The organism is Williamsia limnetica (assembly GCF_003217475.1).
Taxonomy (GTDB): Bacteria; Actinomycetota; Actinomycetes; order Mycobacteriales; family Mycobacteriaceae; genus Williamsia; species Williamsia limnetica.
Map to the genome: position 1 here is coordinate 488,305 of NZ_QJSP01000002.1, position 8,620 is coordinate 496,924.

The window sequence follows — 8,620 nt, forward strand, 5'->3', positions numbered from 1 at the left end:
CGCCCTGGGCAGGGCTGAAAATCGCGATTCAGCTCAATGCGCTGCGGACCTCGTTCACCGCCACCCGCGCAGCCTGGCCGATGGCCGCCTCCACCGTGGGTAGCGACAGCTCCGATCGCGCGGCATGGGTGAACACCGCCACCGCGACCGGATATTCGCCCGGATATTCGACCACGGCGACCTCGTTGCGGATCGCTCCGAGCGTCCCGGTCTTGCCTGCCACCGTTGCGATTCCGAGTGGGAACCCGGATGAGATCCGCTGCTTCCAGGCCTGTTTGCGCATGGTGGTGCGAATGAAGTCGCAACTATGGCGCGAGGCAACGCGATCGGTCCAGATCAGGTCGAGGAGGCTCGTGGCGTCCCGAGCTGTGGTGGCACCGGCCAACGCGGGGTCGTAGGCGCTGATCGATCCACGCCAGTCGATATTGGCCAGCGCGGTGAAAGCCTCGGCGACGGAGCTCGTCCCGGTGTCGGAGAGCAGTTGCTTCTGGACGTGCGCCATACCGCCGACCACGTGTGTGGCGTGCAACCCCGCCTCGTCGAGTACCTTGTGAACGTAATCGAGTCCGACTTCGGCGAGGATCACATCGGCAGCGGCATTGTCGGAGACGACCATCATCTGTACGGCCAGGTCACGCCAACTCAGGGTGATCGGATCATGCAACGCGGCAATACCTGTCGGTCCGGCCGCTTGCTCGCGGGGATCGACTGTGACCTTCTCGCGCAAATCGATGTCACCGTTGTCCGCGCGCACGCACAGGGCCGCGAACAGCGGCAGTTTGTATACCGAAGCCATCACCACAGGGTCATCGGCGTACCAATCGAACTCGCGCTCGGGTGAGCGCCCTATGGTCCGAGCGTGTAGCCAGGCGGCGCACCCGGCATCGGCGAAGATCTCCCGAAGTCGTTGACCCACAGCACTGTCATGCTTCCCGATCGTCATCGGGAGAGTTTCCACAATGCCGATTCAAGTGCGTCTATCGGAGCCTGCTGCGCCTTGGGCCGGCGAATCACCAGCAATCGCAGAGGTACGTCGTCCGAGATCATCGATACCGTCTCGATTCCCGCGACGACGCCGAGCCGGCCCGGCGCCGGCGCCACGGCGAATGCTTCACCACCGGCGACGGCCGCCACCAGCTCGCTCGGCGCCCGCACCGGCAGTATCGCCGGGTCGAGACCCCGGACGTGCAGGGTGTCTATGAGCAGATCGAATGCCGGCGGGTTGGCCGCGCGCGGCGAGTGCGCCAGCGCCAGCCCGTGCAACATGCGGACCGTCGGCCGCTTCGCCGCCGCTACCGGGTGTCCGGCTGGCACCAGGAAGGTGCGGTCGATCCGGGCCACCGGGCCGCTCTCGAGACCGTCACGTACGCAGGGGTGTTCGACTATTGCGAGGTCCAGCAAGCCTTTTCGGACGTCGTCGACGAGATCGACCACGGGCGCCACACTGATTCGGTGACGTTGCTGCGAGCCGAGTCCGGCAAGTGCAGCAGCGCACTGCGCTGCAATCGACGGATCGAGATCGGGCGCAAGCCCGCACCGCAGCACGTCGGCATGTTCGCGAAGGCGACGCGCCTCACCGGTGAATCGGTCGGCGTCATCGATCAAGACTCTCGCACGGGGCAACAGCTCGCGCCCCGCGGCGGTCAGCTCGGCACCATGCGGTGCGCGCCGGATCAGCTCCACCCCGAGTTCACGCTCCAGTCGGCGCAGACCTTGCGACACCGGTGGCTGAGTCATCTCCAACCTGATCGCGGCGTTGCCGAAATGTCCTTCCTCGGCGACGGCGACGAAGAACCTCAGATGTCTGAGCAGATCCATGCCACCACTGTGACACCGTCAGGGTTTCCGGAGAAATGAGTTCCGCGCGGCACCGGCCGGGACGTCACGAAGCGCGCCGATGCCGTCCGCTGTGCTCTTCGATCCCCGCTGCGGCCAACGCAGCACGGAGTAGCCGCACGGTGTGACCCCACGCCGATGCTTCCTGCTCCAGGTGCTGGGCGATCTCGGCATTGCCGCGGTCCCATTCATGTTCGGCGAGTTCGCGCAGTTCCACCACTTCGTCCATGCCGAAGCCGACCAACTCGATCAGTGCTGAGGAGTCGGCGCACGCCCATTCGATCTGATCGCGGCGCAGCGTCATCAGCCGCTCCAGGTCATCAGCCAGCGCCGCCTGTGCCGATGCAGGTAGACCACTCACCCGAACCAGGGTGCCGCAGGACGGCGAGAACAGCCAGGAGACGCGCCGTGGCGTGCGAATCTGATTTCCTGGCCGAACTCACCGATGGGCAGGCCGCTACCCCTGAGACCACTTCCACTCACGGATCTCTGGCATGTCCTCGAAGTGTTCACGGACGTAGTCGTGGTGTCTACGCAGTTGCGACTGGCAGAACTCGGCCAGGTCGCCGCTCTTCTCTGGCACCCTTCTGCTACGCCGCAGCGCTTCGAGAACCAGGTGATAGCGACTCATCCTGTTGAGGACAACCATGTCGAAAGCAGTTGTGGTGGTGCCCTGCTCGCTGAATCCGCGAATGTGAAAGCGTTCGGGATTGGTACGTCCGTGCAATTGCTGGTGCACGGCACGTGGGTAGCCGTGGAAGGCGAACACCACGTCGGTCTCTGCGGTGAAGAGATCGACGAACTTCTGCTCCGGCATGCCGTGCGGATGATCGTTCTGCGGCAGCAGTCCCATCAGGTCGACCACGTTGACGACGCGGACCCGCAGCCACGGTACCCACTCTCGCAGGAGTTGGGCGGCGGCAAGCGTCTCTTCTGTCGGGACATCGCCCGCTGCGGCGAGCACGATGTCGGGCTCCTCCTCGGAGCCGACCGCCGTCGGGCTTTCCGTACCTGCCCACTTCCAGATCGACGCCCCGGCGGCGCAGTGTTCGTTGGCCTGATCCAGAGTCAGGTATTGCGGGTGCGATTGTTTGTCGACCACAAGCACATTCACGTGATCGCGGCTCCGGAAGCAGTGGTCGGCGACCGAGAGCAACGTATTCGAGTCCGGGGGTAGCCACACCCTGACCACCTCGGGGGACAGCGGGATCACCGCATCGATCATTCCCGGGCCCTGGTGGCTGAACCCGTTGTGATCATTGCGCCAGCACGTGCTGGTGAGCAGCACATTGAGAGACGCGACTGGTTCGCGCCACGGCAGAGCCACTGCATGCTGAAGCCACTTGGCGTGCTGAACCAGCATCGAGACGCTCACCATCGCAAACGCCTCGTAGGTCGCGAACAGGCCGTGCCGACCGGTGAGGAGGTAGCCCTCCAACCACCCCTGACACAGGTGCTCGCTGAGAACCTCCATGACCCGCCCCTCGGGAGAGAGCCCGTCATCGTTCTCGGTGCGAGGCAGCTGCCAGCAGCGGTCGGTCACCTCGAAGACGGCCTGCAACCGATTCGACGCCGTTTCGTCGGGGGAGAAGAGCCGGAACGTGCCGCCGTGCTTGTCGTCCGAGTTCTGCTTGTAGATGTCGCGCATCAGCTCGCCGAGGACCTTCGTCGTTTCATACGACCTCGCGCCGGGCGTGTCGATCTCCAGCGCATACGACTCCAATGCCGGAATCTTCAGCGGCACCAGATTCCGTCCGCCGTTGGCGTACGGCGTCGACCCCATCCGCAGATCTCCGTCCGGAGCGAGTTCGGCGAGTTCCTTGGTGAAGGCCCCATGATCGTCGAACAGGTCCTCGGGCCGGTACTTCCGCAGCCAGGCCTCGAGTAGGCCCAGATGTTCTGGATTCTCGCGTACTCCGGACAGTGGGACCTGATGACTCCAGTGGGTGCCCTCGATGAGCTTGCCGTCGACTTCGTGTGGCCCGGTCCAGCCCTTGGGAGTCCGCAACACGATCGCCGGCCACTTCTCTCCGACCGGTTCGCCCGCCCGAGCTGCCGACTGGATGGCCGCAATCTTTCCGTGCGCGGTCGTCAGGGCCGCCGCCAGCGCAGGGAAGACCTCGTTCGGATCGTCTCCTTCGACGAAGATCGGTGCCCATCCCTGCCCCGAGAGGTACGAATCGATGTCGCGGTCACTGGTGCGGCCGAGCACGGTCGGGCTCGCGATCTTCGCCCCGTTGAGATGCAGGATCGGTAGTACAGCACCGTCGCGGGCGGGATTGAGGAACGCCGGGATCTTCCACGACCCCGAGAGCGGCCCCGTCTCGGCCTCGCCGTCGCCGACCACACAGGCGACGACCAGATCGGGATTGTCGAAGGCGGCGCCCGCCGCGTGGATGAGGGCGTACCCGAGTTCGCCACCTTCGTGAATCGAACCGGGTGTCTGCACGCTGACGTGGCTCGGGATACCGCCGGGCGTCGAGAACTGTCGGCACAGTGCCTTCACCCCCGCAGAATCACCAGAGATGTGGGGGTAGACCTCGCTGTAAGTGCCCTCGAGGTAGGTCGCTGCGACCAGCGCCGGTCCGCCGTGACCAGGACCGGTCACGTAGAGCCACTGCGTCCCGGTGTCACGGATGTGCCGGTTCAGCAGGGTGTAGATCATCGACAGGCCGGGACTCGTGCCCCAGTGACCCAACAATCGCGGCTTGATGTGTTCAACGGTGAGAGGTTCGCGGAGCAACACATTGTCCTGCAAATAGATCTGCGCGACGGTCAGATAGTTCGCCGCGGCCCACCACCGCAGGTCGAGTTCGAGGTCGGAATTGGAGTAGTCGGCCAACGTCATGTGCAACAACTTTCGTCGTGCGAGCAGGGCAATGGCGATTATCCCGGCAGATCGGGGGTCCTCGCCACGCCAGGAGTACCCCGATGCCGGATTTTCTCCCCACCGCCACTGGCTATTCGCTCACACGGCCCGGCGACAGCCAGGTTTCTCCAAGAACATCCAAGTATCGTCATTCCGGTGCACTTGTTTCTCCCGGCGCTGTTGGCGACGCTGTCGGCGCTGCTCGTCGCCTGCGGGACACTCGTGCGCCAACGCTCGTCGACGCCATCCGGCGGCATCACCAAACGGTGGTGGCTGGGAGTTCTGATCGCGGCCGCCGGGTTTGCGCTGCAGGCCGTCGCGCTCGGCTTCGGCTCGTTGCTGTTGGTGCAGCCGTTGATCGTCCTGTCGGTGCTGTTCGCCTTGCCGATGGAGGCGTATCTCGACCATCGTCGCCTGAACTTCCACGAGTGGAAGTGGGGCATCATCCTGACGATCTGTATCGCCGCGTTCGTGGTGATCGCCGCGCCTGAGCCCGGCAAACACAACGTGTCGGCAGGGGTGCTCGCCGGCACCATCGTCGTGGTCATCGCGGTCCTCGCGGGACTGGTGATCGCGGCCAGGCTGGTGTCCCTGCACCACCGCGCACTGCTGTTCGGCTCGGCGTCCGGATTACTCACCGGCGTGCAGGCCTTCCTCCTCAAAGGGGTGGTGACCCAACTCGGTGACGGATTCGTCGAAGTTCTCATCCACCCGGAGATCTACCTCATCCTGCTGGTCGCGAGTGCGTCGGTCGTGACGCAGCAGTTGGCGTTCGCGGCGCATGATCTGCAGACGTCGTTCCCGGCGATGACCGTGTGGGAGCCCGCCGTGGCGATGTCGCTCGGTGTGGTGCTGCTCGGAGAGCGGGTCGACGTCAACTGGATCGAGGGAGTCATCGCGGGCATCTCGTTGGTGGTGATGCTCCGAGCGGTGTTCGTCCTTGCCCGGCATGCCGCCGAGCGTGAGACGGAATTCGAGGTCGAGATCCTCAAGAGACCCGCTCCCGCACCGGGGGGCAGCGCCATGGGACCGACGGACCATTAGCGACTCCATGCACACCATCGCACCGGCGATGCTCGCGGTTGCCGCCGCCTGCCTCATCGCAATCGGAACAGTCCTCCGGCAACGCGCGTCCGCGACCAGCGGCGCCATCACCCCCGGCTGGTGGTTGGGCGCAGGCCTGGCGGTGACCGGATTCGGCGTGCAAGCAGTCGCACTCGGTCTCGGGTCGATCCTGCTGGTTCAGCCGCTGCTGGTCCTCGCGGTGCTGTTCGCGCTGCCACTGGAGGCCTGGTTCGACCACCGCCGCCCGACTCGAGTCGAATGGGCCTGGGGCGGCGCTCTGACGGCTTGTGTGGCGTTGTTCCTCTGTCTTGCCTCGCCGCGGTCATCCGATCATCGAACCGGGCAGTTGGCCTCCGCGGTCACCATCGCGGCGGTCGTGATCTGCCTCATCGGTCTGGTGATAGCGGCCGAGAGTTGCACCAGCCATTTCCGCGCCTTGTTCTACGGGCTCACCGCCGGCGCACTGTTCGGTATCTCCGCGCTCCTGATCAAGACCGTCATCAACCAGGGTGTGGAGAACTCGGCGACGGTGGTGGTGCAGCCCGAGATCTACCTGCTCGTTGTGGTCATCGGCGCGGGTATCTATGCGCAGCAACGCGGTTTCGGATCAGGGGACCTGCAGACGTCGTTCCCCGCGATGACGGTGATGGAGCCGGCTGTCGCGATGGTCCTCGGACTCGCGCTGCTGTCCGAACGGATCGATGTGACGATGTGGGAAGCCGGAGTCGTCGCCGTGGTCCTGGTCGTCATGGTGGTGGCGGTGATCGAGCTCGCCCGGCATTCCGCGATCCGCACACCTGCGAAATCCGGCCCGGAGAACGTGGCGCCCGAAAAGTCATAGCGTGCATGACTGGAACCTCCCCACCGGCAATGGCAGGGTGGGGTGATGGCTGCTGCGAGCGCGTCGAAGTCGAGAGAAGAAATAGCGGGACTCGATGATGAACAATCGGGGGACGAGTACGACGTACTCGTGATCGGCGGGGGGCCGGCGGGTGAGGTCGCCGCGCAATACGCCATCGCGGGATCGGATCGGACCGCCGCGATCATCGAACACGAACTGCTCGGCGGGGAGTGCTCCTACTGGGCGTGCATGCCCAGCAAGGCGCTGCTTCGGCCCGTCGAGGTCCACGCCGCTGCCCGCAACCTCGACGGCATCAAGGTCAGCAAAAAGATGCTCCCCGAAGAACTGTTGCGACGCCGCGACGCCTGGGTGAAGCAGTACGAGGACGGCGGCCAGGTGGGTTGGGCCAACGGGATCGGCATCGACGTCATCCGCGGCCACGGGGTCATCACCGGCGAGAAGACCGTTGCGGTCGACAACGGCGGTGCGGGTCGCACCATCCGCGCCCGGCAGGCGGTCATCGTCGCGACCGGCAGCACTCCGGTGATCCCGGAGGTGTTCGCAGGCACCCAGCCGTGGTCGTCGCGCGACGCCACCGGGGTACGCGAGATACCGGCATCGCTCATCGTGGTCGGCGGCGGTGTGGTGGCCTGCGAGGCCGCGGCCTGGATGTCCGCTCTGGGGAGCTCGGTAACGCTGCTCTCGAGGGGGACACTTCTCGGCAAATCCGAACCCTTCGCCGGAAAACTGGTGGCGAAGGCACTGACCGACAACGGGATCGACGTCCGCCAGAAGGTCGATGTGACCGAGGTGCGGCGGCCGGTCGCCGATGACACCGGCATCGGTCGCATCCACGGCGATCAGGTGACCGTGATCGCCGGTGGCGAAGAATTCACCGCCGACGAGGTCTTGGTCGCGACTGGCCGGCGGCCGGCCCGCGATGGCATCGGGCTCGATACCGTCGCCGAGGATGCACCCTGGTTGTACGCCGTCGGCGACGCGTCCGGCGGACCCGCACTGACCCACTGGGGCAAGTACCAGGCCCGCAACGTCGGGCACCTGATCGCCGCCCGCGCCGCCGGCAAAGCGGAACCCGTTGTCCCTGAGAATGTCCCGGTTCCCCAGGTTGTCTTCACCGATCCGCAGGTCGCCAGTGTCGGGCTGACGAAGAAGGAAGCCGCGGACAAGGGTCTCGACACCTCGATCGCCGACGTGGAATTGACCGGAGTCGCCGGATTCGGATTGCTTCGCGACGACGCCCAGGGCAGGGCCCGGCTGGTGATCGACAACGCCACCGACACCATCGTCGGTGCGACGTTCGTGGGTCCAGAGGTCGACGAGCTGGTGCACGCGGCGACCATCGCGATCGTCGGCAAGGTGCCCACCAGCATCCTGCGGCATGCGGTGCCCTCGTATCCGACCGTCAGCGAGGTCTGGCTTCAGCTGCTGGAGTCGCTCGACTGAGCGTCGGCACGCACCATAAACTTTCGCGCCGCAAACCCACCCGGTACAGGCAAACCCACCCGTTGCAGAGGCTGTTGCCTAATCCCCGCGGGCGTGTTTGATCGTGGGGGGGTCGTGGCCCGATTGGGGATTGGCCCGGGGCCTTGGCCCCGGGGTCAGATGGTGGCGAGGTTGTTGACTTTCACGTAGCGCAGGAAGTTGGTGGCTGCGGCGGCGAGGATGAGTTCAGATTGTGCGGCTGCGAGGCCGCGTCGGGCGAATCGTCGTAGGGTTCGCCGGTCTTTGAGGTGGGCGTTGACGGGTTCGATGATCCCGGCGCGTTGGCGGTAGCGGGCGGTTCCTTCGTCGGTGCCGATGCGTTCTTGCATCTCTTCGATGGCGGTCCGGTCGTATTTCCCGGGCTGTGTGACTGCCGTTTTCTTCGATGCTGCAACATCTTTGGCTTTACCAGGCGCGATGAGTCGGGTGGGTCCGGCGGCGGCGAGGTTCTCTCGTGAGAAGTAGCCGGCGTCGGCAAGGACGGTCCCGATGACCCGATCATGACC

The 8,620-nt window shown here is 65.3% G+C and carries 8 protein-coding genes; 3 read left to right on the forward strand and 5 right to left on the reverse strand.

Annotated elements, in window-relative coordinates; all coding sequences use genetic code 11:
* Positions 1–28: 28 nt before the first annotated feature.
* The 4 genes from DFR67_RS04960 to DFR67_RS04975 form a co-directional block, all read right to left on the reverse strand.
* Positions 29–943 carry a serine hydrolase gene (locus DFR67_RS04960; protein ID WP_110468276.1) on the reverse strand — a complete coding sequence of 305 codons (915 nt, stop codon included), beginning with the start codon at positions 941–943 and terminating at the stop codon, positions 29–31.
* Entirely contained in the window at positions 940–1,818 is an 879-nt protein-coding gene (locus DFR67_RS04965) for a LysR family transcriptional regulator (RefSeq protein ID WP_110468277.1), read from the reverse strand. The genes DFR67_RS04960 and DFR67_RS04965 overlap by 4 nt, the downstream gene beginning before the upstream one ends.
* Positions 1,819–1,882: 64 nt before the next feature.
* Positions 1,883–2,197, reverse strand: a complete 315-nt coding sequence (locus tag DFR67_RS04970; protein ID WP_245937726.1) for a hypothetical protein — start codon at positions 2,195–2,197, stop codon at positions 1,883–1,885.
* A 96-nt stretch (positions 2,198–2,293) separates the two neighbouring features.
* Positions 2,294–4,684 carry a phosphoketolase family protein gene (locus DFR67_RS04975; protein WP_110468278.1) on the reverse strand — a complete coding sequence of 797 codons (2,391 nt, stop codon included), beginning with the start codon at positions 4,682–4,684 and terminating at the stop codon, positions 2,294–2,296.
* A gap of 177 nt (positions 4,685–4,861) precedes the next feature.
* Here DFR67_RS04975 and DFR67_RS04980 point away from each other — a divergent pair, with 177 nt between their 5' ends.
* Genes DFR67_RS04980 through DFR67_RS04990 form a run of 3 tightly spaced genes read left to right on the forward strand, consistent with a single transcriptional unit; the run spans position 4,862 to position 8,075 of the window.
* Positions 4,862–5,749 carry a DMT family transporter gene (locus DFR67_RS04980; RefSeq protein ID WP_110468279.1) on the forward strand — a complete coding sequence of 296 codons (888 nt, stop codon included), beginning with the start codon at positions 4,862–4,864 and terminating at the stop codon, positions 5,747–5,749.
* Between the two features lie 7 nt (positions 5,750–5,756).
* A complete protein-coding gene (locus DFR67_RS04985; RefSeq protein ID WP_110468280.1) occupies positions 5,757–6,611 on the forward strand; it encodes a DMT family transporter in 855 nt (284 codons plus the stop codon).
* A gap of 45 nt (positions 6,612–6,656) precedes the next feature.
* Positions 6,657–8,075 carry a dihydrolipoyl dehydrogenase family protein gene (locus tag DFR67_RS04990; protein WP_110468281.1) on the forward strand — a complete coding sequence of 473 codons (1,419 nt, stop codon included), beginning with the start codon at positions 6,657–6,659 and terminating at the stop codon, positions 8,073–8,075.
* A 155-nt stretch (positions 8,076–8,230) separates the two neighbouring features.
* Here the strand turns inward: DFR67_RS04990 and DFR67_RS04995 are convergent.
* The coding region (locus DFR67_RS04995; RefSeq protein WP_146240371.1) for a transposase at positions 8,231–8,620 on the reverse strand (390 nt) is incomplete at its 5' end.